The sequence below is a fragment of the Brevundimonas sp. FV1ps31S genome, assembly GCF_058681265.1.
Genome location: NZ_CM178735.1, coordinates 1,705,964 through 1,731,610, shown reverse-complemented (window position 1 = coordinate 1,731,610; position 25,647 = coordinate 1,705,964). Strand labels below are relative to the sequence as shown.

31 protein-coding genes are annotated in these 25,647 nt (G+C 66.6%); 7 read left to right on the top strand and 24 right to left on the bottom strand.

Features of this window, described 5'->3' with window-relative positions; genetic code table 11:
- Positions 1-19: 19 nt before the first annotated feature.
- Together ACVPT3_RS08220 and ACVPT3_RS08215 are read left to right on the top strand one after the other, a co-directional pair.
- The gene (locus ACVPT3_RS08220) at positions 20-1,804 is read left to right on the top strand and encodes an acyl-CoA dehydrogenase (RefSeq protein WP_492043645.1); all 1,785 of its coding nucleotides are present in this window, start codon (positions 20-22) and stop codon (positions 1,802-1,804) included.
- 97 nt (positions 1,805-1,901) lie between these two features.
- Positions 1,902-4,124, top strand: a complete 2,223-nt coding sequence (locus ACVPT3_RS08215; protein WP_492043644.1) for a S9 family peptidase — start codon at positions 1,902-1,904, stop codon at positions 4,122-4,124.
- Between the two features lie 31 nt (positions 4,125-4,155).
- Here ACVPT3_RS08215 and ACVPT3_RS08210 read toward each other — a convergent pair whose 3' ends face one another.
- Entirely contained in the window at positions 4,156-5,010 is an 855-nt protein-coding gene (locus tag ACVPT3_RS08210; protein WP_492043643.1) for an NAD(P)-dependent oxidoreductase, read from the bottom strand.
- Positions 5,011-5,134: 124 nt separating this feature from the next.
- Here ACVPT3_RS08210 and ACVPT3_RS08205 point away from each other — a divergent pair, with 124 nt between their 5' ends.
- The 3 genes from ACVPT3_RS08205 to ACVPT3_RS08195 all read left to right on the top strand — a co-directional run bounded on the left by ACVPT3_RS08205 (position 5,135) and on the right by ACVPT3_RS08195 (position 7,234).
- Positions 5,135-6,031: a flagellar motor protein MotB gene (locus ACVPT3_RS08205; RefSeq protein WP_492043642.1), complete on the top strand. Its 897-nt coding sequence runs from the start codon at positions 5,135-5,137 to the stop codon at positions 6,029-6,031.
- A 114-nt stretch (positions 6,032-6,145) separates the two neighbouring features.
- Positions 6,146-6,883: an arginyltransferase gene (locus ACVPT3_RS08200; protein ID WP_492043641.1), complete on the top strand. Its 738-nt coding sequence runs from the start codon at positions 6,146-6,148 to the stop codon at positions 6,881-6,883.
- A gap of 15 nt (positions 6,884-6,898) precedes the next feature.
- The gene (locus ACVPT3_RS08195) at positions 6,899-7,234 is read left to right on the top strand and encodes a hypothetical protein (protein ID WP_492043640.1); all 336 of its coding nucleotides are present in this window, start codon (positions 6,899-6,901) and stop codon (positions 7,232-7,234) included.
- Between the two features lie 39 nt (positions 7,235-7,273).
- Here ACVPT3_RS08195 and parC read toward each other — a convergent pair whose 3' ends face one another.
- The gene (gene parC / locus ACVPT3_RS08190; protein WP_492043639.1) at positions 7,274-9,487 is read right to left on the bottom strand and encodes a DNA topoisomerase IV subunit A; all 2,214 of its coding nucleotides are present in this window, start codon (positions 9,485-9,487) and stop codon (positions 7,274-7,276) included.
- Positions 9,488-9,635: 148 nt separating this feature from the next.
- Here parC and ACVPT3_RS08185 point away from each other — a divergent pair, with 148 nt between their 5' ends.
- Entirely contained in the window at positions 9,636-11,366 is a 1,731-nt protein-coding gene (locus tag ACVPT3_RS08185; protein WP_492043638.1) for a cytochrome c biogenesis protein DipZ, read from the top strand.
- Here the strand turns inward: ACVPT3_RS08185 and ACVPT3_RS08180 are convergent.
- From ACVPT3_RS08180 to ACVPT3_RS08110, 15 genes are all read right to left on the bottom strand, one after another.
- Entirely contained in the window at positions 11,363-12,118 is a 756-nt protein-coding gene (locus ACVPT3_RS08180) for an RNA polymerase sigma factor (protein ID WP_492043637.1), read from the bottom strand. The genes ACVPT3_RS08185 and ACVPT3_RS08180 overlap by 4 nt on opposite strands.
- Positions 12,119-12,331: 213 nt before the next feature.
- Positions 12,332-12,646, bottom strand: a complete 315-nt coding sequence (locus ACVPT3_RS08175) for a hypothetical protein (protein WP_492043636.1) — start codon at positions 12,644-12,646, stop codon at positions 12,332-12,334.
- Positions 12,643-12,930, bottom strand: a complete 288-nt coding sequence (locus ACVPT3_RS08170) for a hypothetical protein (protein WP_492043635.1) — start codon at positions 12,928-12,930, stop codon at positions 12,643-12,645. The genes ACVPT3_RS08175 and ACVPT3_RS08170 overlap by 4 nt, the downstream gene beginning before the upstream one ends.
- Positions 12,927-13,277 (bottom strand): hypothetical protein, encoded by a 351-nt coding sequence (locus tag ACVPT3_RS08165; protein ID WP_492043634.1) that lies wholly within the window; start codon positions 13,275-13,277, stop codon positions 12,927-12,929. The genes ACVPT3_RS08170 and ACVPT3_RS08165 overlap by 4 nt, the downstream gene beginning before the upstream one ends.
- A 22-nt stretch (positions 13,278-13,299) precedes the next feature.
- A complete protein-coding gene (locus ACVPT3_RS08160) occupies positions 13,300-13,683 on the bottom strand; it encodes a hypothetical protein (RefSeq protein ID WP_492043633.1) in 384 nt (127 codons plus the stop codon).
- Between the two features lie 31 nt (positions 13,684-13,714).
- Complete coding sequence (locus tag ACVPT3_RS08155; RefSeq protein WP_492043632.1) at positions 13,715-13,948, bottom strand: RebB family R body protein; 234 nt, start codon at positions 13,946-13,948, stop codon at positions 13,715-13,717.
- 18 nt (positions 13,949-13,966) lie between these two features.
- A complete protein-coding gene (locus ACVPT3_RS08150; protein ID WP_492043631.1) occupies positions 13,967-14,302 on the bottom strand; it encodes a RebB family R body protein in 336 nt (111 codons plus the stop codon).
- A gap of 3 nt (positions 14,303-14,305) precedes the next feature.
- Positions 14,306-14,533 (bottom strand): RebB family R body protein, encoded by a 228-nt coding sequence (locus ACVPT3_RS08145; protein ID WP_492043630.1) that lies wholly within the window; start codon positions 14,531-14,533, stop codon positions 14,306-14,308.
- A gap of 25 nt (positions 14,534-14,558) precedes the next feature.
- Positions 14,559-14,885, bottom strand: coding sequence for a hypothetical protein (locus tag ACVPT3_RS08140; protein WP_492043629.1), 327 nt, complete (start codon positions 14,883-14,885; stop codon positions 14,559-14,561).
- The gene (locus ACVPT3_RS08135) at positions 14,882-15,247 is read right to left on the bottom strand and encodes a RebB family R body protein (protein WP_492043628.1); all 366 of its coding nucleotides are present in this window, start codon (positions 15,245-15,247) and stop codon (positions 14,882-14,884) included. The genes ACVPT3_RS08140 and ACVPT3_RS08135 overlap by 4 nt, the downstream gene beginning before the upstream one ends.
- Before the next feature lie 105 nt (positions 15,248-15,352).
- Complete coding sequence (locus ACVPT3_RS08130) at positions 15,353-15,676, bottom strand: RebB family R body protein (RefSeq protein WP_492043627.1); 324 nt, start codon at positions 15,674-15,676, stop codon at positions 15,353-15,355.
- Positions 15,677-15,708: 32 nt separating this feature from the next.
- Positions 15,709-16,047: a RebB family R body protein gene (locus ACVPT3_RS08125; RefSeq protein ID WP_492043626.1), complete on the bottom strand. Its 339-nt coding sequence runs from the start codon at positions 16,045-16,047 to the stop codon at positions 15,709-15,711.
- Positions 16,048-16,232: 185 nt separating this feature from the next.
- On the bottom strand, positions 16,233-16,964 hold the full coding sequence (gene recO / locus ACVPT3_RS08120; RefSeq protein ID WP_492043625.1) for a DNA repair protein RecO: 732 nt from the start codon (positions 16,962-16,964) through the stop codon (positions 16,233-16,235).
- The gene (locus ACVPT3_RS08115; RefSeq protein WP_492043624.1) at positions 16,964-17,476 is read right to left on the bottom strand and encodes a nuclear transport factor 2 family protein; all 513 of its coding nucleotides are present in this window, start codon (positions 17,474-17,476) and stop codon (positions 16,964-16,966) included. The genes recO and ACVPT3_RS08115 overlap by 1 nt, the downstream gene beginning before the upstream one ends.
- A 10-nt stretch (positions 17,477-17,486) precedes the next feature.
- A complete protein-coding gene (locus ACVPT3_RS08110) occupies positions 17,487-18,104 on the bottom strand; it encodes a flavodoxin family protein (RefSeq protein WP_492043623.1) in 618 nt (205 codons plus the stop codon).
- A gap of 186 nt (positions 18,105-18,290) precedes the next feature.
- On the opposite strand from ACVPT3_RS08110, the gene scpC reads away from it, so the two are divergent.
- Positions 18,291-19,802, top strand: coding sequence for a succinyl-CoA:acetate CoA-transferase ScpC (gene scpC, locus ACVPT3_RS08105; RefSeq protein ID WP_492043622.1), 1,512 nt, complete (start codon positions 18,291-18,293; stop codon positions 19,800-19,802).
- Between the two features lie 186 nt (positions 19,803-19,988).
- On the opposite strand, the gene ACVPT3_RS08100 is transcribed toward scpC, so the two are convergent.
- The 7 genes from ACVPT3_RS08100 to pyrE are packed head-to-tail and all read right to left on the bottom strand — an operon-like array spanning position 19,989 to position 25,647.
- Positions 19,989-21,224, bottom strand: a complete 1,236-nt coding sequence (locus ACVPT3_RS08100; protein ID WP_492043621.1) for a serine hydrolase domain-containing protein — start codon at positions 21,222-21,224, stop codon at positions 19,989-19,991.
- 15 nt (positions 21,225-21,239) lie between these two features.
- Positions 21,240-22,187, bottom strand: a complete 948-nt coding sequence (gene era / locus ACVPT3_RS08095) for a GTPase Era (protein ID WP_492043620.1) — start codon at positions 22,185-22,187, stop codon at positions 21,240-21,242.
- On the bottom strand, positions 22,184-22,894 hold the full coding sequence (rnc, locus tag ACVPT3_RS08090) for a ribonuclease III (RefSeq protein WP_492043619.1): 711 nt from the start codon (positions 22,892-22,894) through the stop codon (positions 22,184-22,186). Before rnc ends, era begins: the two co-directional genes overlap by 4 nt.
- Positions 22,894-23,841 carry a signal peptidase I gene (gene lepB, locus ACVPT3_RS08085; protein ID WP_492043618.1) on the bottom strand — a complete coding sequence of 316 codons (948 nt, stop codon included), beginning with the start codon at positions 23,839-23,841 and terminating at the stop codon, positions 22,894-22,896. Before lepB ends, rnc begins: the two co-directional genes overlap by 1 nt.
- A 58-nt stretch (positions 23,842-23,899) precedes the next feature.
- A complete protein-coding gene (gene acpS, locus ACVPT3_RS08080) occupies positions 23,900-24,301 on the bottom strand; it encodes a holo-ACP synthase (protein WP_492043617.1) in 402 nt (133 codons plus the stop codon).
- Complete coding sequence (locus ACVPT3_RS08075) at positions 24,298-25,038, bottom strand: pyridoxine 5'-phosphate synthase (protein WP_492043616.1); 741 nt, start codon at positions 25,036-25,038, stop codon at positions 24,298-24,300. Before ACVPT3_RS08075 ends, acpS begins: the two co-directional genes overlap by 4 nt.
- 24 nt (positions 25,039-25,062) lie before the next feature.
- A complete protein-coding gene (pyrE, locus tag ACVPT3_RS08070) occupies positions 25,063-25,647 on the bottom strand; it encodes an orotate phosphoribosyltransferase (RefSeq protein WP_492043615.1) in 585 nt (194 codons plus the stop codon).

The following is a 25,647-nucleotide window of genomic DNA, read 5'->3' as shown; positions in this document are numbered from 1 at the left end:
AGACAGATCGAGGAAACCCATGAGCTACCGCGCCCCCGTCCGTGACTTGGCCTTCACCCTTGAGGCGATCGCCGGCATGGCCGACGTCGCCGCGACCGGCGCCTTCCCGGACTATGATTCCGACGTGGCGGGCGCCGTGCTGGAGGCGGCAGGCCAGTTCTCCGAAGAAGTGCTCGCCCCCCTGAACCGCATCGGCGATCAGCAAGGCTCCCACTATACGAACGGCGCCGTCACCGCCGCGCCTGGCTTCGCCGATGCCTATCGCCAGTTCGCCGCCGGGGGCTGGACGGGCCTGTCCGCGCCGGCCGAGGTCGGCGGTCAGGCCCTGCCCAAGGCGCTGGAGCTGGCGGCCTATGAGACGGTCCATTCGGCCAACATGGCCTTCGGCCTGTGCCCCATGCTGTCCCTGGCCGCCATCGAGGCGCTGGATCAGGTGGGCACCGAGGACCAGAAGACCCGGTATCTGACCAAGCTGGTCAGCGGCGAATGGACCGGGGCCATGGTCCTGACCGAGCCGGGCGCGGGATCGGACCTGGGCTCGCTGATCACCACGGCGACGCCGAACGGCGACGGGACCTACGCCCTGAACGGCCAGAAGATCTACATCACCTGGGGCGATCACGACGCCACCGACAACATCATCCATCTGGTGCTGGCCCGCCTGCCTGACGCGCCCAAGGGTCCCAAGGGCATCAGCCTGTTCCTGACGCCCAAGTTCGCGGTAAACGATGACGGAAGCCTGGGCGAGCGCAACGCCTTCCGCCCCGTGGGCGTCGAACACAAGCTGGGCATCCACGCCTCCCCCACCTGCGTCATGAGCTATGAAGGCGCCCGCGCCGAGTTGGTCGGCCGCCCGAACGAGGGCCTGGCCCATATGTTCGTGATGATGAACGCCGCCCGCCTCGCCGTCGGCGTCGAGGGCGTCGGCATCGCCGAGCGCGCCTATCAGCACGCCCTTGCCTATGCCCTGGACCGTCGCCAGGGTCGTTCGGTCTGGACCGCCGAGGCCAACGCCCCGATCTTCGACCATCCCGACGTGCGCCGGATGCTGGGCGTCATGAAGGCCAAGACCTCGGCCGCCCGCGCCATCTGCCTGTCGACCGGGGTCGCCGCCGACCTGGCTCGCCATGCGGGAACCGAGGAGGATCGCCGCCGCTGGAAGGCCCGCGAGGACCTGTTCACTCCCATCGCCAAGGCCTGGTCCACCGACGTCGGCTGCGAGGTCGCCTCCCTGGGCGTCCAGATCCACGGCGGCATGGGCTTCATCGAAGAGACCGGCGCCGCCCAATACTATCGCGACGCCCGCATCGCCCCAATCTACGAGGGCACCAACGGCATCCAGGCCATGGATCTGGTCGGCCGCAAACTGTCGATGGACGGCGGCGAGGCGGCCAAGGCCCTGATCGCCGACATGAAGGCGACGCTGACGCGGCTGGGCGCCCTGTATTCCGGCAAGCCCCTCGAACGGTTCGCCACCGGGATCGAAGCTGTGCAAGACGCCACCCTGTGGCTGCTGGACCGCAAGGCCGACCCCGCAGCAGCCGCCGACGTCCTGGCTGCAGCCGACGCCTATCTGAAACTTCTGGGCGACGTCGTGGGCGGCTGGATGCTGGCCAAGGGCGCCCTGGCCGCCAGGGCCAGACTGGAGGCGAACGACGGCGACCCGGCCTGGCTCCAGGGCAAGCTCGACCTTTACGAAGTCTACGCCGCCAATGTTCTGGGCCATGTCTCGAGCCGCCTCGCGGCGGTGGGACAGGGGGGTGAACTGCTTCAGCGGCTGACGCCCGACGCCCTGGCCGGCTGATCTCCCATGGACGAGCCGGCGCGTTCCGGACTTTTCTTCATTTGACGTTTTCGATGACCCGCGCCCAAGGTCCGGGAGTGCAAACAGGGGGCCGCCAGTGAACCGTCGCCAGTTGATCCTTTCCGCCGCCGCGACCGTCGCCGCCACGGCTTCTCCCGCCCTTTCCAAGCCTGCCCCAAGTCCCGGAGCCTCGATGCCTCAACCGCCCGTCGCCAAGAAGATTCCTGTCGTCATCGAACAGCTCGGCCGCACACGGACCGACGACTATCAATGGATGAAGGACGACAACTGGCAGGCCGTGCTGAAGGATCCGAGCCTGATCAAGGCCGAGGTCAAAGACCATCTGACCGCCGAGAACGACTATCGCGAAGCCATGATGGCCTCCACCCTGCCCTTGCAGGAGGCGATGTTCGCGGAGATGCGCGGCCGCATCAAGGAAGATGACAGCTCCGTTCCCGCCGCCGACGGCGACTGGAATTACTTCGTGGAGTACCGCACGGGCGACCAGCATCCCCGCTACATGCGGGTCGAACGCCAGGGCACATGGATGGTGAACGGTCAGCCCGTCACGAAAAACTTCGTCATGGCCCCCACGCCCCAACTGCTTCTGGACGCCAACGAACTGGCGAAGGGCAAGGCCTATTCCGAAGTCTCGGCCGCCTCTCACAGCCCCGACCACGCCCTGTTCGCCTATGCCGAGGACGCCCAGGGGTCCGAGGTGCACAAGATCTATGTGAAGGATCTCGCGACCGGCGAAGTCCTGCCTGATCCCATCGAGAATTCGAACGGCGACTTCACCTTCTCGCCCGACAGCCAGTGGATTTTCTGGACCAACCGCGACGACAACGGCCGGCCGGACAAGATCTTCCGCCGCCCGGCGCGCGGCGGCGAGACCACCCTGGTGTATGAGGAGGAAGACGACGGCATGTTCATCGGCGTCGGCCGCACCGCCGACGACCAGTTCATCGTCATCGGCATCCAGAACCAGGAGACGTCCGAGGCCCGCTACATCCCCGCCTCCACCCCGACCGCAACGCCGGTGGTGCTGGAGCCCCGCGTGGTGGCCATCCGCTACGACGTCGATCACTGGGGCGACCGCTGGGTGATCCGCACCAACGCCGACGAGGCGATCGACTTCAAGATCGTCCAGGCGCCCACCGCAACCCCGTCCAAGGCCCACTGGGCCGATCTGGTGCCGCACACGCCCGGCCGCTACATCGAAGGCCTCGACCTGACCAGGGACCACCTGGCCCGCCAGGAACGCGCCGACGCCAACACCCGGATCATCATCCGCGACCGCGCCGGCGCCGAACACGAAATCGCCGTCGACGAACCCGCCTTCGCCCTGTCACTGTCCGGCGCCTCGGAGTTCGAAACGACCAACACCCGCTACAGCTACAATTCGCCGTCCACCCCGACCCAGACCTTCGACTACGACATGGCGACGCGCGAGCGGACCCTGCGCAAGACCCAGCAGATCCCCTCGGGCCACAATATCGCGGACTATGTGGTCGAACGGCTGAACGCCCCCGCCTCGGACGGGCAACTGGTGCCGGTCACGGTGCTGCGTCGCAAATCGACGCCCGTCGATGGTTCCGCGCCCCTACTGCTCTACGGCTACGGCTCCTACGGCATTCCCATGCCCGCCAGCTTCTCGACCAACCGGCTGTCGCTCGTGGATCGCGGCTGGATCTACGCCATCGCCCATATCCGGGGCGGCTCGGACAAGGGCTGGGGCTGGTTCCTGGACGCCCGCCGGATGACGAAGAAAAACACCTTCACCGACTTCATCGCCGCCGCCGAACACCTGATCGCGGGCAAATACGCCGCCGCCGGAAACATCGTGGCCCAGGGCGGCTCGGCCGGCGGTCTGCTGATGGGCGCCGTCAACAACATGCGGCCCGACCTGTGGGCCGGGGTCATCGGCCAGGTGCCCTTCGTCGATGTCATCAACACCATGAGCGATGTCTCCCTGCCCCTGACCCCGCCGGAATGGCCCGAATGGGGCAATCCGATCGAGGATCCGGAGGCCTACGACTATATGATGAGCTACAGCCCCTATGATCAGGTAGGCCCGAAAGCCTATCCCGCCGTTCTGGCGACCGGCGGCCTGTCCGACCCCCGCGTCACCTACTGGGAGCCTGAGAAGTGGGTGGCCAAGCTGCGTCCCGCGACCACCTCGGGCAAGCCGGTCCTGCTGAAGATCAATATGGAGGCCGGACACGGCGGCGCCGCCGGGCGGTTCGACTATCTGAAGGAAGTCGCCCACGACTACGCCTTCGCTGTCTGGGCCGTGGAAAAGGGCTGGGAGACGGCGTGATCGTCTCCTTGCGGCGGCGGCTCGCGCAGCTCTAGCGGCGCAGTCGCGCCGCCAGGCTGGAGGTGTCCCAGCGATTTCCACCCATCGCCTGAACCTCGGCGTAGAACTGATCGACCAGGGCGGTCAGGGCCAGACGCGCCCCGTTCGACCGCGCCTCGTCCAGCACCAGCCCGAGATCCTTGCGCATCCAGTCGACCGCAAAGCCGAACTCGAACTCGCCCTTGGCTGCGGTCTTCCAGCGATTGTCCATCTGCCAGCTCTGGGCCGCGCCCTTGGAGACGGCGTCAAAGGCTGCGTCCGTGTCCAGGCCCGCGACCTGGGCGAAATGCACCGCCTCGGCCATACCCTGGACCACGCCGGCGATGGCGATCTGGTTGACCATCTTGGTCAACTGCCCCGACCCCGCCGGCCCCATATGTTTGATCGCCTTCGAATAGGCCTTCAGCGCCGGCTCTGCTCTGGCCAGGGCCTCGGCGTCGCCACCCGCCATGACGCTGAGTTGGCCGTTCTCGGCCCCCGCCTGACCGCCCGACACCGGAGCATCGACGAAGGATCGCCCCCGCTCCGCCGCCAGCGCCGCCATCTCGCGCGCCAACCTAGCCGACGTCGTGGTGTGATCGACGATCACCGCCCCCTCGGCCAGATGCGGCAGGGCCTCGGTCACGACCGCGCGCACGTCGTCGTCATTACCGACGCACAGGATGAACAGATCAACGCCCTGCGCCGCCTCGGCGACGGTCTCGCCGAACCGACCGCCCGCCGCATCCGCCCAGGCTTTCGCCTTTGCGGTCGTGCGGTTGAAGCCGACGACATCATAGCCGGCCTGCACCAGGTGACGCGCCATTGGGGCGCCCATGACGCCCAGGCCGGCGAATGCGATCTTCATGACAGGCTCCTTGGTTCAGCCCGGACTAGGCCGCGTCGGGCGGGCGTTCAAGCCGCAGTCCCCGATCAACGCGCGGTTAACCTTGGCGCCCCACATTGGGACAGGAAATTCCCGGGGTGCGTCCATGTCCGTGAGCGATCGTCCGATCCTCATCAAGAAGGTCAAGAAGGTGTCCGGCGGCGGCCACCACGGCGGCGCCTGGAAGGTGGCCTATGCGGACTTCGTGACCGCCATGATGGCCTTCTTCCTCCTGATGTGGCTGATCAACACGACCGATCCGGAGCAAAAGAAGGGCATCGCCGACTATTTCGCGCCCGCCAGCGTGTCCGAGACCACATCCGGATCCGGCGGCATTCTGGGCGGCACCGCGCTGGGCGATGACGGCCCCAAGAGCTCGGGCTCCCAGTCGGTGATCGAACAGCTCGCGCCCGAGGCGCCGGCCGACGCCCCGCCGGGCTCCAGCGCCGACCTGTCGTCCGCCAGCGAAGCCGCGCTGCAGGCCGAGATCCAGAAACGCGAGGCGGCCGAGTTCGCCAGCGCCGCCGAATCCCTCCGTCAGGCCATGCAGTCCATGCCGGAACTGGCCGAACTGTCGAAACAGCTGATCGTCGACCAGACGCCCGAAGGCTTGCGCATCCAGCTGGTCGATCAGGAGGGCCGTTCGATGTTCGACAACAACTCGGCCCGGCCTAACGCCCGGGCTCAGGTCCTGCTGCGGGCCGTGGCCAAGGTCATCAACCAGCTCCCGAACCGCATCTCCATCACGGGCCACACCAGCGCCACAGCGGGATCGAACCGCGCCAGCGCCCCGACGGACTGGGCCCTGTCCTCGGAACGCGCCAACGGGTCACGCCTGGTGCTCCAGAACGCCGGCGTGGATGCCGACCGTGTCTATTCCGTCGCTGGCAAGGCGGGGTCCGATCCCCTCTATCCCGACGACCCGTCCCTGGCCGGCAACCGCCGTATCGCCATCGTCCTGCTGCGCGAGGCGCCGGTGCTGCCCATGGACACCTCCCTGTGACCGGGCTCGGCTGTAGCGCGAAGGCGCTTGCGGCCGGACAAGGAATGACGCCAAATCTCCCAATGTGCGTTCCGTCGTCGCAATATTGGCAAGATCGGGTGCGGACCTAAGGCAGTGACGCAGCACGTTCCGACACGACAGCTCCGGTTCTTCATGACCTCGGTCGCGCCGTGTCCCTACCTGCCCGGCAAGACCGAACGAAAGGTGTTCGCCAACCTGCCCTTCTCGGACGGCGCCCACGTCAACGATGAACTGACGGTCGCCGGCTTCCGCCGTAGCCAGAACATCGCCTATCGCCCAGCCTGTGAGGCCTGCGACGCCTGTGTCTCGGTGCGTCTGCCTGTGCCCGAGTTCGCCTTCAGCCGCTCGCAGCGGAAAGTTCTGACCCGCAACGCCGACCTGTCGCGCGATCTGGTCGAGGCCGAGGCCACCACCGAACAGTTTCAACTGCTGCGTCGCTACCTGACCACCCGCCACCCGACCGGCGGCATGAGCGACATGGGCTGGCTCGACTATGTGGCCATGGTCGAGGACACCGCCGTCCGCACCCACCTGATCGAATATCGTCTGGCCTCCGACGACGGCGGCCCGGGCCAGTTGATCGCCGTCTCCCTGACCGACCTGCTGAGGGACGGTCTGTCGATGGTCTACAGTTTCTACGACCCCAGCCTCGACCGCCGCAGCCTGGGCCGGTTCGCCATTCTGGACCACATCCGCCAGGCGGCCCAGGTCGGCCTGCCCTACGTCTATCTCGGCTACTGGGTCCGGGGATCAGAGAAGATGGACTACAAGGCGTGCTACCGACCGATGGAAGTGCTTGGCAAGCTGGGCTGGTCTCGGCTGGAGGACTGAGACAGAACCACAACCTTGACCATTCGTCGCAACTACCGAAGATTGACACGCTTCCGCAAAAGGCTCTTTGTTGTTGAGCGCAATCAGGCGCACGATGTGGAGAAGGCGATGAAAATCTCAAGATTGGCGACTTTCACGGCATTGATCCTCGCTGCGGGCAGCGGCGTCGCATCATCCCAGAACTGGCCAGGCCGTGGGCCGGTCGAACAGGGGCACGTCGCCTACCACTACAATCAGGAATTCGAGCCCCGCCAGCTCGTCGCAATCTCTGGTCAGAACTGCGACGGCAGCACCTATCACGAGCCCCTGCAGCTCGGCGCCTATATCGAATACGTCTACTTCGACTGTTGATGTCGATCTGCGGCGGACCGGATCGGTCCGCCGCCTTCGTCAACGAAATTTCCGCAAGCCCCGCGGCCCCTGACGTCCGGCGCCGGCGCGCTTGCCCAGCCAGTCCTTCCAGTCCGGCCAGTTGCGACGACGTCCGCCGCCGTCGGCCCATTCCGGCCCCTGTTCGGCGTTGAACACGGTCACATCGGCCAGCCCGCCCTGTTTGAAGTTCTGCAGCCGCACGCCCTTGCCGCGTCCCATCTCCGGCAGTTCGTCCAGCGGGAAGATCAGGGTCTTGATGTTCTCGCCGATGGTCGCGACATGGTCGCCGGCCGGCGATTGCGGAATCCGCAGCATGGCCAGCATGTCGCCGTTCAGCACCTGTTTGCCGCCGCGCTTCTGGGCCAGGGTGTCGTCTTCCGGCGCGATGAAGCCATAGCCAGCCTTGGAGGCGATCAGCAGCTTCCCGCCTGGCTGGTGCGCCAGGACGTTGATGATGTCAGCCTTCTCATCCAGATCGATCATCAGGCGCAGCGGCTCGCCATGCCCGCGACCGGACGCCAGCTTGTCGGCCCCGATGGTGAAGATGCGCCCGTCCGACGCCCCGACCAGCAGCTTGTCGGTCGTATAGGCCGGGACCAGATAGGCCAGCTGGTCGCCTTCCTTGAACTTCAGCTCCGACGGATCCTCGACCTTGCCCTTTGCGGCCCGAATCCAGCCGCGTTCCGACAGGATGACGGTGATCGCCTCGCGCGGGATGAAGGCCTCAGGCGCCACGAATGCGCTCGTGTCCACAGCGTCGGCGATGGTCGTCCGGCGCGGCGAGATAAGCGCCTTGCGCACCGCCTCCAGCTCCTTCGAGATGGCCTTCCACTGCTTGCCTTCCGACGACGTCAGGGCCTGCAGGTTGGCCAGCTCCTCCGAAAGTTCCTTGAACTCCTTCTCGATCGTCATCTCTTCCAGACGCGCCAACTGACGCAGCCGGGTGTCGAGGATGAAGTCGGCCTGGACCTCCGTCAGGCCGAAGCGCGCGATCAGCACGGCCTTGGGCTGTTCCTCCTCGCGGACGATGCGGATCACCTCGTCGATGTTGAGGAAGACGATGCGCAGGCCTTCCAGCAGGTGCAGCCGCTTCTCGACCCGCGCGATCCGCCATTGCGAGCGGCGGTTCAGAACCTCGCGCCGGTGATCCAGGAAGGCCCTCAGGCAGGCCTTCAGCCCCATGACACGCGGCGTGCCGTCGGCGTCCAGCACGTTCATGTTGATCGGGAAGCGGACTTCCAGATCCGACAGCTTGAACAGGCTCTCCATCAGCATCTCGGGCTCGATGGTGCGGTTCTTGGGCTCCAGGATCAGGCGGATGTCTTCCGCCGACTCGTCGCGCACATCGCCCAGCAGAGGCGCCTTCTTGTGCTCGATCAGGTCCGCCAGCGCCTCGATCAGGCGCGACTTCTGCACCTGGTACGGCATCTCGGTGACGATGATCCGCCACACGCCGCGCCCCAGGTCCTCAGTCTCCCAGCGCGCCCGCAGCCGCACCCCGCCCCGACCCGTCTCATAGGCGTCCAGAATGGCGGCATGGCCCTCGACCGCGACGCCCCCAGTGGGGAAGTCCGGTCCCGGCACCAGTTGCACTAGGTCCTCGGTCGTCGCCTCGGGCCGGTCCAACAGCATCTGGCAGGCGTCGATCAGTTCGCCGACATTGTGCGGCGGGATCGAGGTGGCCATGCCCACGGCGATGCCGGACGAGCCGTTGGCCAGCAGATTGGGGAATCCGGCCGGCAGAACCACCGGCTCCTCGTCCTGGTCGTCGTAGGTGGCGCGGAAATCGACGGAATCCTGATCGATCCCGTCCAGCAGCAGCACGGCGGCCGGCGTCAGCTTGCATTCGGTGTAGCGCATGGCCGCGGCGCTATCGCCGTCGATATTGCCGAAGTTCCCCTGGCCGTCGACCAGCGGATAGCGCTGGGCGAAATCCTGGGCCAGGCGCACCAGGGCTTCATAGATCGAGGCGTCGCCATGCGGGTGGTATCCGCCCATCACCTCGCCGACGACCTTGGCGCATTTGCGCGCCGCCGCCTGCGGGTTCAGCCGCATCTGGTGCATGGCGTACAGGATGCGCCGGTGCACGGGCTTGAACCCGTCCCGGACGTCGGGAAGGGCGCGGTTGGTGATGGTCGACAGGGCGTAGGCCAGATAGCGACGGCTGAGGGCCGTCTCCATAGGCTCGTCAATGATACGGCCGCCTTCCGGCGGCGGAGCGTGGATCGTCATGGGCCAGCGAATCGGGGATCGGAAGCGCGAAGTCTAGCCCGTTCGAGACAAGACAGGGCGTCTATCTGTGGGAGATCGTGCGCCAAAGGGTAACCGAACGCCTTCCCGCTTCGTATGTGAGTGACCCCATCGTGTCAGGCCCGCCCCAATGATCCTGTTCCTGCTCTCCTATCTGGCCGGCGCCCTGACCATCGTCAGCCCCTGTATCCTGCCCGTCCTGCCCTTCGTCTTCGCCCGCGCCGGTCGGCCGTTCGTGCGCAATGGCCTGCCCCTGCTGGTCGGCATGGCGGTCACCTTCGCCGGGGTTGCGACCCTGGCGGCCCTGGGCGGCGGCTGGGCCGTGCGCGCCAATGAGGTCGGTCGCTGGATCGCGCTCGCGGTCATGGCCGTCCTGGGCCTCAGCCTGCTCGTGCCTTCCGTCGGCGACCGGCTGATGCGACCCTTCGTGGCGGTCGGATCCTGGCTGACCGATCGGGTCGAACGCGGCGCAAGCGACCAGGGCGACGTCCGCGCCTCATTGCTTCTGGGCGTGGCCACCGGCCTGCTGTGGGCTCCGTGCGCGGGTCCGATCCTGGGCGTGATCCTGACCGGCGCGGCCTTGCAGGGCGCCGGGGTCGGCTCGACCGTTCTGCTGCTGGCCTATGCGGCGGGCGCCGCCACCTCCCTGGCGTTGGCGCTGCTGGTCGGCGGACGGGTGTTCAAGGCCATGAAGGGCGCCCTGGGGGTCGGCGAATGGGTGCGGCGCGGCTTGGGCGCATTGGTCCTGATTGGGGTGGTCGCCATCGGCCTGGGCCTGGACACGGGCCTGCTGACCCGGATTTCGGCCGGGAGCACCGGCCGTCTGGAACAGGCGTTGCTGAGCACCATCGGTCGCGGCGCGCCGATGAACGCGGCGCCGACGGATCTGGCCAATCTGCCGGTCGAGGGCGAGTTGCCCGCATTTACCGGCGCCACCACCTGGATAAACTCCCCGCCCCTGACCCCGGCGCAGTTGCGCGGCAAGGTCGTGGTCGTCGATTTCTGGACCTACTCCTGCATCAACTGCCTGCGCGCCCTGCCCTATGTCCGGGCCTGGGCCGAGAAGTACAAAGACCAGGGACTGGTCGTGATCGGCGTCCACACGCCCGAATTCGCCTTCGAGAAGTCCGAGGCCAACGTCCGCGACGCCGTCCGCCGCCTCGGCGTCGACTATCCGGTCGCCATGGACAACGACTTCGCCATCTGGCGCGCCTTCAAGAACCAGTACTGGCCCGCCCACTATTTCATCGACGCCCAGGGGCGCATCCGCCACCACCATTTCGGCGAAGGCGACTACGACGGGTCCGAACGCGTGATCCAGCAACTGCTCAAGGAGGCGGGCGCCGCCGACGTCGCTGCGGACGTGGTCCAGGTCCAGGCCCAGGGCGCTGAAGCCGCCGCCGACATGAGCCAGCTCGGCTCGCCCGAAACCTATGTCGGCTACGCCCGCGCCGAGAATTTCCGTTCGCCCGGCGGTTTCGCCCGGGATGCGGTCAAGGCCTATGTGGCCAGTCCGCTGAGCCTGAACGACTGGAGTCTGGTCGGCCCCTGGCGTGTGACGCGCGAACACGCGGCTCTGACGGCGGCGGGCGGGCGGGTCTCGTTCCGTTTCAAGGCGCGCGACCTGCATCTGGTCATGGGCCCCGGCGCGACCGGCGCGACACCCCGCTTCCGCGTCCTGATCGACGGACAAAGGCCCGGCGCGGACGCCGGGTCGGACGTCGACGCCGAGGGCGTGGGCCGCATCGATCAGCAACGACTGTATCAACTGGTCCGTCAGTCCGGCCCTGTTCGCGAACGCACCTTCGAGATCGAATTCCTCGATCCCGGAGTCCAGGTCTTCGCCTTCACCTTCGGCTAGAGGTCCAGCAGAAGTCTCAGACGATTCCTGGCCAACTGGCGGCGCTTGCGGACCAGTTCACGGCTGATGTTGAGGTGAGCGGCGATCCGTTCGTCGCTCCAGTCGTCGAGATGAAGCCGCAGCGGCTCGACCAGACTGGCGGGCAGAGCGCCCATCGCCCGCCCCCATGCGGCGTCGCTCTCCTGCTGCGACAGCGCCTCTTCGGGCGACGGCGCCTCCTTCACCCAGGCGGCGGCGGCGGGCTGCGGCAGGTCGGCGTCGTCCGTGTCGATCGGAACGCGGTGGGCGTCGCGTCTGTGCTGGTCCATGCAGGTGTTGTGAAGAATCCGAACCAGCCAGGCGCCGGGGTTGTGCACCGGCTGACGACCGAAGGCCTGGGCCGCCCGAACCATGGCCGCGCTCAACGCATCCTCCGCGTCGGCCTGATTTCCACCGGACAGGCGCAGGCTCCGGCTGCGCAACGTGTTCTGATGCGCCATCCAGATCGCCCAGAAGGCGTCCAGGCCCCGCGGCCGATCCAGGGATCGCGCGATCACCGCAGCGGGTGTCTGGGGCGCGCCGAAAAGCCGGCCGTCCCGACGGCCCTCGGCCGCCCTCGCCAGGACTTCGACCGGCGTCAGGGGACGGAACCCCAAAGGGCGGGTGGGCGAATGACGCTCGCCACCGGACCGCCTTTTTTTTACGGCCTCCGTCTCGTCGTCCCGTTCCCCCTTCATCTCCGGGAACAGTCGGACGACATTCATATCCGTCATAGCCGTCACTCCCCCTGCTACGAAGGACCGGCTCTCGGTCAACGAAAGCGAGGTCACCCCTGCGTCAAGCGCCTTGGCGACCAGCGGACCGGTCATCGATGGCGCGTTCGATCCGGGACTCGAAACCCGAAGATCATACAACCCTGACGGGTTATTTTGAGATTTGTGAAGCTTGGATCGCAAGGCGTGCGGAAATATAGCCGCTCCTCCGGCCTATTCGCCGGCAGAACCATCCTTGGAGGGCGTACGGGCCGCCTGATCAATCATTGCGCAGATGGCGAGATCCAGCTGCCGGGTAACCTCCCGCGCGATGACGCCGCGCAGCGCCTCGACGATTTCGAGACTGACCTGCGCGGACGGGCCCATCGCGGCGCGGCGCATGTCTTCGGGCATGGCCGACAGACGCTGGTCCGCCACAGCGCGCTTGAGACGCTCGCGCTGATCGGCGAAGCCGTCCACGACCGTGTGCTTCTGCTCCGAGACGGCGTCGTAGAGATGGCGTCCCGCTGGCCCCTGGGCGTCGCTCACGGCCTGCCTCCTCCATCATCGTCCGGTCCAACCCCAAGCGCCCGCGTCACCTGTGCCTGCAACTGCGCCAGCATGGCGTCCGTGAATTTCTGGATCTCCACGCCGCCCGGAGTCTGGGCGTTCAGCAACTCCGGAACCTGCGCTGTAGCCAAGGCGAAGATATCGACGATCATCCGCTGCGCCGCCAGCACGACGGGATCCTTGGCCGCCTGCGGCTGTTCCGGAGGGTCCCCGCCGCTGGAGGACGGCCCCCCGGTCGCGGCGCCGCCCTTTTTCCTACTCATTCCTTTTCGGACGAAGCGGGGACGAACGAGATCTTCGCCACCAGTTCGCCTTCCTCAATATCGGTCAGCAGCGCCTTGGCCTTGGTCATCATCTTGGCCGCCCACGCCGCGTAGGGATCACCCCACAACGGTTCCTGCATCTGGTACAGAAGGGCCACGACGCCTTCCGCCGCACTGCGCAGCTCGCGATAACGCTCCTGGCTTTCCTCGAACCGCTCGCTCGTCGGCGAGCCCTGGGGATCGCCTTGCCAGAGTTCGGTCTCGCGTCGCGTCTCCTGTTCCAGCGCCTGAGCCTCTTCAACGACGGCCTGGGCCTCACTGGTCTTCAACATCGTCACACGGGACATCTTCATGCTCCTGGTTTCGGGTTCAGTTTCTGGGGAAGGACTCGACCGCCTTGGTGACGGTTTCAGCAGCAAGACCGGCAGCAATCGGCGCTGCAAACGAGCTGACCAGGGCCATGACATAGGCCACCAGAGCGGCATTGTTCGTGCCCTCGGACGCCAGCATCATCGCCATGGCCTTGCCCTGGACGGTGGTGCTGATCGACATCACGTTTCGCTGGTAGTCTGCGGCGTCCTGAACCGAAAGGGCGGCCGCCTGTGTGGCCTTGTCATAGGCGATGACCCCTCCGGCCGAGACCCGCGTCGCGCTGGACGGCGTGCCGTCGTCCAGCGTCGCGAACCCCAGCGCCCAATTGGTCGAGGTCTGAACGGCGTCCTTGATCTGGTTGTTGACGGTCGGATCGGTCACGGCGCGACAGCTTTCGTTTCAGGGGCCGGCGCTATTTCTGCGCCGCGTTCATGATCATGGTGACGGCGCTCGAGGTCACGGCGTTGCCGATCTGCTGCAGCCCGCCCTGCGCCTGTTGCGCGTTCTGCATGGCCAGTGAGATCGAATGGGCCATGCTCTGATAGACCAGCGCCATCGACTGTGCCGGCGCTTCGCCCAGCACCTTGACGTTGGTCTGGGTGACCGCGTCAGTGACCTGGGAGTTGACGGGCGTCTCGGCGGCCATGGTTCAATCCTGACAATTCTAGAGGTTGAGCAGCTTGAGTGCGACGAGCAGGACGAGGGCGGACTCGAGGGAACTGGGCGGGGTCGATCGTGCGCCGATCCGTGTCGTGGCGATGGCCGAGACCATTCCGCCCACTTCATAGACCTGCATCACCCCCTGGTTGGTGGCGGCCTGGGCGCAGATCGAGGCCTGGCGTTGGGCCTGGACGGCGTTTTCGAACACGATCGCCGTCGAATGGGCGGCGCTCTGGTAGATCGAGCCCATGGCGATGGTCGAGGCGGCGCCCAGGACCATCAGGTTCTGCTGTGTCACCGCATCGGTGATCTGGCTGTTGACGGCGGTCGGATATGCCATGGCTTAGGCGACCGGGATTTCGAGGATCTTGGCGATCAGGGCGCCGACGGCGGCGTTGTTGATCTGCTGCATCCCGCCCTGGGTCTGACTGGCGTTCTCGACCGACAGGCTGGTGGCGTGGGCGACCGCCTGGACTGAAATGGCCACGGCCTCGGCCGGCCCCTCCCCCAACACCTTGACGTTGGTCTGGGTGACGGCGTCGGTGATCTGCGCATTGACGGTGTCTGTCATGACGACGCCTCATCCCTCTCGAAATTCAAGTGACCACGGGCGCGCCGTAGAAGGCCGATGATGGTTCACGCGTGACCTGCGACACCGAACGGACGCCCACGTCCGTGGTCCGGCTGACCCGCGGCGACTGCATGTCGGACAGGATCGACGCGAGGTTACGGATCTGCAGCGCAGACAACTCCGACCCATGTTGCGTCGATGCGGCAAGCCGTGCCGCAAAGGCGTCCGCAGAGGCCAAGATCGTTATGAGACCGGCATTGCAAACCCCCGCTCCCGCACAGAGCAGAAGGGCGTCTTCCCGACATTCCTCCCGCCGTTCTTCCTTCCTGAAATGTCGCTCTTCGCGGCTCATTCGAACGGCTCCTCATGACCTGGGCCTATCTTGGGCCACGGAACGACGGTCGGCTTGTCCATCAGCGCCTGGACGCAGTTCATGGTCGCCACCATGCCCAGGATGTTCGTCGTCTGCTGGTTGGCGACCGCATTGTGGTACATCATGCCGCTGGCCTGATTGGCGGCGACCAGGCTCTGCATCGCGGCGAAGCTGGGGCCGGAGCCGATAACGGTCAGCAGGGTGCTTGCGACCGACTCCGCTATGGGCGCGGTCCCAGGATTCCGGCTCAACTCCATGGCGAGTTTCAAGATTTCCTCGTAGTCGCCCAGGTTGCTCCGGCCGGCCTCCTCTGTCGTCTTCTTTTCGTTCGACTCGACCATGGCCGTCCTCCAGAGGTTGGCGCGGCGGGCGCCAGCGTCCCGCCGCGGCAGTCATCAATGTCCGGCGCCCGGCGCGCGCTGGCGACGCCGCGGCCGAACGCCGCCCTAGACAGCCGTGGCGCGCAGCGCCGTCAGCAGGGACATCAGATTGTCGGGCGTGTCCGACTGGCTGATCTTGCTCGCCGCGACGGCGCCGGCCATCGTGTCGACGCTGTAGATCTGGATCACGCCCTGGTTGGTCGCGGCCTGACCGGCGATGGCCAGCTGCTGTTGGGACGAGGCGGCGTTCTCGTAGAGAATGCCGGTGGAGTGGGCCAGCGACTGATAGATCGCGGCCATGGCCATGGCCGGAGCGTCGCCCAGGACCTTGACGTTGGCCTGGGTGACGGCGTCGGTGATCATGCCGTTGACGGGTGTGGGAAGCGCCATGTCTCAAATCCTTCTTTGCTGAGGGCGAGGCGTCAGGAAACGCCGGCCGACGGACCGACGGCGCGCAGGGCGGTCAGCAGAGCCAGCATGTTGTCGGGCGTATCGGACTGAGCGATCTTCGAGGTCGCCACGGCGCCGGCCATGGTGTCGACGCTGTAGATCTGGATCACGCCCTGGTTGGTCGCGGCCTGGGCGGCGATCGCCAGCTGCTGCTGCGACGAGGTGGCGTTTTCGTAAAGGATGCCGGTCGAGTGTGCGAGCGACTGGTAGATCGCCCCCATGGCCATCGCCGGAGCGTCGCCGAGGACCTTCACATTCGCCTGAGTGACGGCGTCAGTGATCTGACCGTTCACCGGTGTCGGAATAGCCATGGATAGTCTCCTTACCCGTTGGATCGAGGCCCGCTGAACGAGATCACCCCGGCCCCGGTAAGGGCGACCCCACAAGCCTGACGCGCCAGACCGGCGATCGTGAATGACCTGAAGTTGAATTATTCTCGAAACGCGCGCTTAGGGCGAAAACCCCGCGCCGCGTGTGAGCCTTCGACAGGCCGAGCCTAGAGCCGTCGGGCGTCGGCCAGCTTGTCCAGCATCCAGACCCGGGCCGGCGGCAGGGGCTTGTTCTGCGGGTGGAAGACGAACTGCTCCAGGAAATGCCCGGTCAGGTCGAACCCCGCCTTGACGTCGCCCTCGACCAGCCCCGCCTGCGCCCCCAGCATGAAGGGCGGCAGGGTCAGCATCTTGTCGGCATAGGGGGCGCCGGCCTCGCGGCTGACCGCCCGGCCGGTGCGGGGACTGACATAGATCAGATCGTCCGCCGTCCCCGTCGCCGCGCATTTCGACAGATCGAGCCCGAAGCCCAGATCCTCGAGCAGCCCCGCCTCGAACCGCACGAAAATGGCCGGCCACACGTCCGGCAGGGCGAAGGCGGCCATCAGGGCTTCAAAGGCCAGGAACACCCCCGGATGCGGCTCGCGCTCCGGCAAGGCGCCCTGGGCCACCCCCGCCGCCGCCGCCAGGCCGGTCAGGGCCAGGGCGTCGTCGAACAGGGCGCTTGGCCCCTCGCCCACCGGCTCCAGCCGCGCCCCGCCCAGATGATCCGACGTCCGCGCGCGATAATCCGCCACCACCCGCGCCCCGGCCTGCAGAAAGGGTCGCATCTTCCGCGACGCGCCCCCGGCCACATAGGCCGCGCGTCGGCCATGGGTCTCGGTCAGCAGATCCACCACGGCGCCAGTGTCGCCATGGCTCCGCGCCGACAGGACGAAGGCCTCTTCGTGGAAGTCCATCAGTCGGCGGCGGCGGACTTGATCACGTCCACGACCGCCCTGGCCTTGTCGTTCGGCACCGTGAAACTGAGCACATACTGCTCGATCTTCCAGACTTCGCCCGGCCCGGTCCGCCTCAGCAGCCCCGATCCCCGCAGCGCGCCATAGGCGTCATTGTCCAGCTTCTCGTCGAACCAGGCGAAGTCGCCCGAGATGATCAGGGTCCGGTCATACGGCCGATAGGTCCACCCCTTCCCCCGCGCGAATATCGGTTCCGCATAGGCCTTGAAGGTCGGAATATCCCAATGCTCGGAAGCATCGGTCCCGACGAACCGTGCCCCGTCGCTGAACTGGGCGAAATAGGTCGCGCCGTCCGCGTCCGCCGCCGCTTGGTGCATCCGATCCAGGGTCGCCGCCGCCTCGTCCGCCCCCTGCTGGGCGGCGATGCCGATACGGTCGTCCCGCGGGGGAACCATGGCCGCCAGCGGCGGCGCGGATTGAAGGACCAGGGCGGTGAACAGGGCGGCGATCATGTCGCCTGTTCTAGTCCTGTTCTCCGCTTTCGGGAACGGGGTAGATGTCCGGTTTCAGCACCTTGGCCAGCGCCAGCATATTTCGCGCGGCGTTGCGCCCGACCCGGTCCGAATAGTCGTGCCCCTCGTCGGTCTCGACATAGTCCGGCCCCGGCCCGGGGCCCAGGTGCCAATAGGTCCAGCTCTGCGCCGCCATGGTGAACCCCATGTCGATCAGGGCCTGGGACACCGTCGCCACGATATGGTGGGCGCCGTCCTCGTTGCCGGTGATGACGATGCCGCCCACCTTGCCGAAGGCCACCGGCCGGCCGCTGTCGTCGGTTTCCTCGAACAGGGCGTCCATCCGCTCCAGGGCGCGCATGCAGACGCTGGACATCTGCCCGACCCAGGTCGGGGTGGCGAAGACGACGATATTGGCCGCCATGATCTTTTCGTGCACGGCGGGCCAGTCGTCTCCCTCGCCCTGGTCTGTCTTCACGCCCGGCTTGATGTTCAGGTCGACCAGTCGAACCCTCTCGACCTCGGCCCCGCCCTTCTCAAGTTCGTCGATCACGACCTGGGCGAGGGCCTCCGTGCTCGAGGCCTCGGGAGACGGCTTCAGCGTGCAGTTCAGAACAAGGGCTTTCATGGCGATCCTTCCTGTCGATCTCTCGCTAACCGACGGTTCCGTCTGGCGTTCCATCGGACCGCGCGGATCATTTGATGGAGATCATGGACCTGCCGCCCGTCCTCGACCAAGGTCGAATGGATCGCCTTAGCGGCGCCGCCTAACCGAGACGCCCAGGCCCTCCCCGGCCGCAACCTTCGAGAGCCCATGTCACGTATCCGCAGCCAGTCCCTGCGTTCCAAGGTCATGTCCGCCCAGGACGCCGCCGCCCTGATCCCCGCCGGATCGACCGTGGGCATGAGCGGCTTCACCGGTTCGGGCTATCCCAAGGCCGTCCCCGCCGCCCTGGCCACGCGGATCGAGACCGCCCATGCCGCCGGCGACGCCTTCCGCCTCAACCTCTGGACCGGCGCCTCCACCGGCCCGGAACTCGACGGCGCCCTGGCCAGGGCCGACGGCATCGAACGCCGCCTGCCCTACAACTCCGACCCCATCGCCCGTGAGAAGATCAACTCGGGCCAGATGGACTATCTGGACATGCACCTCAGCCAGCTCGCGCCCATGGTCTGGCAGGGCGTGCTGGGGCCGCTGGACACCGCCGTGGTCGAGGTCTCGGCCATCAACGCCGACGGCTCCCTGGTGCCCTCATCGTCCATCGGCAACAACAAGACCTGGCTGGACCGGGCCGAGCGGGTGATCCTCGAGGTCAACGCCTGGCAGAACCCGGCGCTGGAGGGGATGCACGACATCTACTACGGCACGGCCCTGCCGCCCGACCGTGTGCCCATCCCCCTGACCCGACCCGACCAGTTGATCGGCCAGCCGACCTTCCGCTGCGATCCGGACAAGATCGTCGCCATCGTCGAGACCGAGGCCCCCGACCGCAACCTGCCCTTCGCCGCGCCGGACGCCAACGCCCGCGCCATCGCCGGTCACCTGATCGAGTTCCTGAAGCACGAGGTCCGCGTCGGCCGCCTGCCCGCCGCCCTGCTGCCGCTTCAGTCGGGCGTCGGCAACGTCGCCAACGCCGTTCTGGCCGGCCTGATGGACAGTCCGTTCGAACGGATGGCCGCCTATACGGAGGTGATCCAGGACGGAATGCTGGACCTGCTGGACGCCGGTAAGCTGACCGTCGCCTCCGCCACCGCCTTCTCGCTCAGCCCCGAAGCTGCGGCGGACATGAACAGTCGAATGGAGCAGTTCCGCGGCAAGATCATCCTGCGGCCCCAGGAAATTTCGAACCATCCGGAGCTGATCCGCCGCCTGGGCTGTATCGCCATGAACGGCCTGATCGAGGCCGACATCTACGGCAACGTCAACTCGACCCAGGTCATGGGTTCGCGCATCCAGAACGGCATCGGCGGCTCGGGCGACTTCTCGCGCAACGCCTTCATCTCCTGTTTCGTGACGCCTTCAACGGCCAAGGGCGGCGCCATCTCGGCCATCGTCCCCATGGCCAGCCACGTCGACCACATCACCCAGGACGTCCAGGTCATCGTCACCGAACAGGGCCTGGCCGACCTGCGCGGCCTGTCGCCGAAACAGCGGGCCAAGCTGATCATCGCCCACTGCGCCCATCCGAAATACCGCGACGGCCTCAACGACTACTACGAGCGCGCCCTGAAGGGCTCCTACGGCCTCCAGTCCCCCCACCTGCTGAACGAAGCCCTGTCCTGGCACCAGCGCTACATCGACACGGGATCCATGCTGCCGGCCTGACGGAGAGGGGCCAAATTTATTTGCCATCCGTCCCGAACACGGCGGCGCAAGGCTTTGCGCCCCGTCTTCGCCCTCCAATCCATCAAGGCTCCAAACGGCCCTAGACTGACCGCCGGTCGTTTGAACGGAGGCGGACGTGGCGGTTTGGCGGTTTGGCGGTGTGTTTTTACGACAGCCGCAAGAAGACTATCGGTCCAGGGTGGTCGGGAACTCGCGGCCCAGGGCCTCGGCCATCGCCTGTTGGCTGATCAGGAAGACCTGGTCGCGCAGATGATAGTTGTTGGACAGGACAATGACCGTCACATCGGCTTCGGGCTGATACAGCATCAGGTTTCGGAACCCGCCCCAGCTGCCGGTGTGATAGATTTGGCGATCCTGGAAACTGGGCCGAACCTGATCGCCCAGCCGGTTCGAGAAGATCCCGTATCCCCAGTCGCGGCGCGGTCTGCCCCGCTCCTTGGGCGCGTCCGCCGGGGCATGGTCGGCCAGCATCTGCTGATAGCTGAAGGGCTTCAGCAATTCCCCCCGGTGCAACGCCCTCTGCCAGACCAGCAGATCATCAAGCGTCGAATAGACCGCGCCTGCGCCGGCGACGATGGAGGTGTTGGCGTTCCGCTGGGCCGCCAGTCCTGCGGGGAAGTTGGCGTAACCCATGATCGCCCCATGGTCGCCGCCGTCCAGGTCCAGCCCGCTGTCCTTCATCCCCAAGGGCCTGAAGAAGGTCTCACGCATATAGGTCTCATAGGACCGGCCGCTGGCCTTCTCGACGATGGCCGCCGCCAGGTTGAAGCCCGCATTGTCGTACCTGACCTTGGTCCCCGGCGGGAACTGGAGCCCGAACCGTTTCGAATCCTCGGTCAGCTCATCCAGGGTCGCCGGCGTCGTGCGCCGCATGCCCCAGCCCGGCCGCGCCATCAGGTCCGGAATGCCCGAGGTGTGCGACAACAGGTGGCTGATCCGCACGGGCTCCCACGCCTTCGGGCAAGGCTGGATCCATTTGCAGACGGGGTCCGAAACGCTCAGCTTGCCTTCGTCCTGCAGGCGCAGGATGGCAGCCGCCGTGAACTGTTTGGAGATCGAGGCCAGCCGGAAGCGCGAATCCAGCTTCAGCGGCCGACCCTGCTCATAGTTCGCCTCGCCATAGACCTGACGGAACAGGACCCGGTCGCCCTTGGCCACCAGAACCCCGCCCATGAACCGCCCGGCCGCGCCCTCGCGTTCCAGCCGCGCGGCCAGTTGCGGCAGATCCTCGACCACGACCAGCGGCGGTCGCGGCGGCGTCTCGGGGCCGGTCGCCGCCCGCATCGCATCGCTGACGGGTTTGACCGACGTCGAAAACCCGGCCCAGACCACGCCGCCGAGGATCAGCGCCCCCAGGACGCCCAGAACAAGCCGGGGATGGCCCCCAGGGGTACGCGGCACTTCAAACACGAGAACTCAGACGTCGAAATCGAGACCGAACTGGGCGTAGAGCGCCCGCGAATCCTGCCACTTCGGATCGACCTTCACCGTCAGGAACAGATGGACCTGACGGCCGAGGATCTCGTTCAGCTCCTCGCGCGCCTTCTGGCCGATCCATTTCAGCGTCTGGCCGCCCTTGCCCAGGACGATGGGCCGCTGGCTCTCGCGCTCGACATAGATGGTCTGTTCGATCCGGGCCGAGCCGTCGGCGCGCTCCTCGAAACTGGTGGTCTCCACCGCCGCCGAATAGGGCAGTTCCTCGTGGACGCGCAGATAGACCTTCTCGCGCGTAATTTCGGCCGCCAGAACCCGCACCGGCACGTCGGCCGCCTGATCCTCGGGATAGAGCCAATGCCCCTGGGGCATCGACCGCGCCAGACGCTGCTTCAGGTCCTCGACCCCGTCGCCATTGGCGGCGGAGATCATATAGACCTCGTCATAGACGCCGCTCTCGAAAAGTTTCTGCGACAAGGCCAGCAGGGTGTCGCGGCGCATGCCGTCGATCTTGTTCAGCGCCAGGATGACCTTCGTCCCGGTGGACTGAAGATTGGCGATGATGGTCTCGGTGTCTTCGGCCGAGCGGCGGTCGCCCGCCGTGCCTTCACGGCCTTCCGAGTTGATGTGCGACTGGGCGTCGATCAGGTGGACAACCAAGTCCGCGTCCTGCGCCCCGCCCCAGGCCGAGGCGACCATGGCCCGGTCCAGGCGACGGCGCGGGGTGAAGATGCCGGGGGTGTCCACCAGCACGATTTGGGCGTCGCCTTCCATGGCGATGCCGCGCACCGGGAACCGCGTCGTCTGCACCTTCTGGGTGACGATGGAGACCTTGGATCCGGTCAGCCGGTTGACCAGCGTGGACTTGCCGGCGTTCGGCGCGCCGATGATGGCGGCGAAGCCCGCGCGCTGGTTTTCGATATCGGTCAAATGACGCCTTCACGTTTGAGGAGAGCCGTTGCGGCCGCCTTCTCCGCCTCCTGACGCGAACGCCCCAGTGCGGTCAAGGGCTCCACGCCTTCGACCGACACCTCGACGGTGAATGTCGGCGCATGATCCGAACCCGTCCGATCCGCAACCCTATAGGTCGGCAGCGGCCGGCCCCGGCCTTGGGCCCACTCCTGCAGGGCGGACTTGGGGTTGGTCACGGACCGCGAGGGCGGAGCCGCGAACTCGACCGCCCAAGCCTTGTCGAAGAAGGCCCGCGCCGCTTCCAGCCCGCCATCCAGATAGACGGCCGCCAGAATGGCCTCGACGGCATCGGCGATGACCCCGGCCTTGCGACGCCCGCCCGTCTTGGTCTCGCCCGGCGACAGACGCAGGGCCGGACCGACGCCCAAGGCTTCCCCCACCCGCGCGCAGGCGGTCTTGTCGACCAGGGCGTGCAGGCTGGACGACAGTTCGCCTTCGTGGGCCGTGGGATAGTCCCGCGACAGTTTCTCGGCCACCAGCAGGCCCAGCACCCGGTCGCCCAGGAACTCCAGTCGCTCGTTGTCGCGCGGTCCATGGACGCCGACCGGCGCGCCCTCGCCGACGCTGGCGTGGGTCAGGGCCCGCTCCAGCAAGGCGGCGTCCTTGAACGGATGGCCAATGCGCGTCTGCAGCGCGGTGACCGCCTCAGCTCTCAGATTGGCCATCAATGAAGAACGTTGAAGAACCGTCCGAGCCGCACATTGGCCCAGGTCCAGGGCTTGTACAGCGAGGCGCCCGGCTTCCACGAAAACAGGATGATCTGCGCCTTGCCGACCAGGTTCTCGGCGGGAACCATGCCCACGCCGCTGGACTGTTCGACCCGACTGTCGATCGAGTTGTCGCGGTTGTCGCCCATCATGAAATAATGACCGGCGGGCACTTCATACACGCCGGTGTCGTCCAGGTCGTTTCCGGGACCGAAATCCTGGGTCATGAAGCTCTTGCCCTCGGGCAGGGTCTCGCGGACCTCGGCGACGGGGTGCGCCCCGAAGATGTCATTGATCTCGCGCTCGCTGACCACGACGTCCTGAACCGGCCTGTCGTTGATATACAGCTTGTTCGAGATCATCTGGATCCGGTCGCCCGGCAGGCCGATGACGCGCTTGATGAAGTCCGTCTTGTCGTCGCGCGGCAGCTTGAACACGACGATGTCGCCGCGCTTCGGCGCCGAACCCATCACCCGGCCGTCGAACAGCGGCGGGCTGAACGGGATCGAATGCTTCGAATAGCCGTAGGACCATTTCGACACGACGATATAGTCGCCTTCGTACAGGTTCGGCTCCATCGAGGCCGACGGAATGGTGAAGGGCTGGAACAGGAAGATCCGCAGCACCATGGCGATCAGCAGGGCGAAGAAGATCGTCTTCACGATCTCGACTGTCTCGCTGCCGGCGGTTTCCTCCCTCTTGGCGGGTTTGGCGCGGGCGGGCGGGGCCGGCGTCTCCTCAAAGGGCGCGTCGCCCTCGTCGCTCCAGACCGGACGTTTCGCGGGCTCCTGCACGGCCTCGACCGGCGCATCGGCCTCTGACGCAGCGAACACTTCTTCAGGGGTGGCGGCCTTCGTCGTGGTTTCGGCCGCGTCGGCGTCGTGCGGCTTCTGGTCTTCGCTCATGCGATCAGGCATCCCCTTGCCGCGTCGGCGCGGTCGTCAACTGAGGGGTATATCGCGATTACGACAGCGGCAAGGCTTCGATCACCACGAAGGCGAGTGCGTAGGGGTGTTCGTCGCTCAGGGTCAGGTGAATCTTCGCCTCATGCCCCGCTGGGGTCAGCCGAGCCAGATGCTCGGCGGCGTAGCCGGTCAGGGCCAGGGTCGGCTGTCCGGAGCGCAGGTTCACCACCCCCATGTCGCGCCAGTAGACGTCGGCCCGCATACCCGTCCCCAGGGCCTTGGCGCAGGCTTCCTTGGCCGCGAACCGCTTGGCGTAGCTCCAGGCCGCATCCGGCTTTCGATCCGAACGCGTGCGCTCGATCTCGGTAAAGCAGCGCTGTTTGAACCGCTCGCCGAACCGGTCCAGCGAGGCCTGGATGCGCCGTATGTCCGACAGGTCGGCGCCGACGCCCACGATCACTGGGCGGCGTCCATCGCCGCCCGCATCCGTCGAATCGCGGCGTCCAGGCCGATAAAGATCGATTCGCCGATCAGGAAATGGCCAATATTCAGCTCGCGAACTTCCGGGATGGCCAACATGCGGGGCGCGGTGTCGTAGTCCAGGCCGTGGCCGGCGTGGACCTCCAGCCCCAGAATGTCGGCCTGGGCCGCAGCGGCGGCAAGCCGCTCAAACTCAACCTCCCGCTCGCCAGGATCGGTCAGGTGGCAATAGCGCCCGGTGTGAAACTCCACCACCTGAGCCCCGACGGCGGCGGCGGCTTCGACCTGGGCCTCTGATGGTTCGATGAACAGCGACACCCTTATGCCCGCCTTGGCCAGAGCCTTGGCGACGGGCGCGATCCGCGCCTCATGGCCTGCGACGGCCAGGCCGCCCTCGGTCGTCACCTCTTCGCGACGCTCAGGCACCAGGCAGGCCGCATGGGGGCGATGGCGCAGGGCGATGGCCAACATCTCGTCCGTCACGGCCATCTCAAAGTTCAGCGGCTTGTCCGCGCGTGCGCACAGGGCGCTCAGGACATCGATATCGGCGTCGGTGATATGACGACGATCCTCGCGCAGATGGGCGGTGATCCCGTCCGCGCCGGCGGAAAGCGCCGCCTCGGCGGCCCGGACAGGATCGGGGTGGGTCCCGCCCCGTGCGTTTCGCACGGTCGCCACATGATCAATATTGACGCCTAGCCTGACCCGTTCGCGCATCTCAGTTCCTGCCCATGATGGGAATCATTTCGACAGTCTGCGGCTGCCGGGGTCTTCGACTGGCAGGGCCGCCAGTTCGGGCGGCAGGGCGTCGGCTGCATAGGCCGGCACCTCAAGCGAGGCCAGGGCGATCAGGGGGACCCCGACGTCGGCCTTGCCGCCCGAGCGGTCGACGATACAGGCTGCGGCGACGACCTCGCCCCCTGCGGCCTGGATGGCGGCGATACATTCTCGCGACGACAGGCCCGTCGTGACGATGTCCTCGACCATAACCACCTTCTCGCCAGGTTCGATCGAGAAGCCGCGTCTCAGCTTGAACTGGCCGCCTTCCCGCTCAACATACATGGACGGCACGCCCAGGTGACGTGCGGTTTCATAGCCGGGAATTATGCCGCCTACGGCCGGCGAGATGGCGACGTCGACCGGCCCGACGGCGGCGACGATCTTCTCCGCCAGGGCCTTGCAAAGCCGCTCGCACCGATCCGTCTGCATAAAGACCAGGTTCTTCTGCAGAAACACCGGGCTGTGCAGGCCGGAAGACAAAACAAAATGGCCTTCGCGCAGGGCGCCGGCGTCGCGGAATTCGTTGAGGACGTCTTCGGTGTTCAT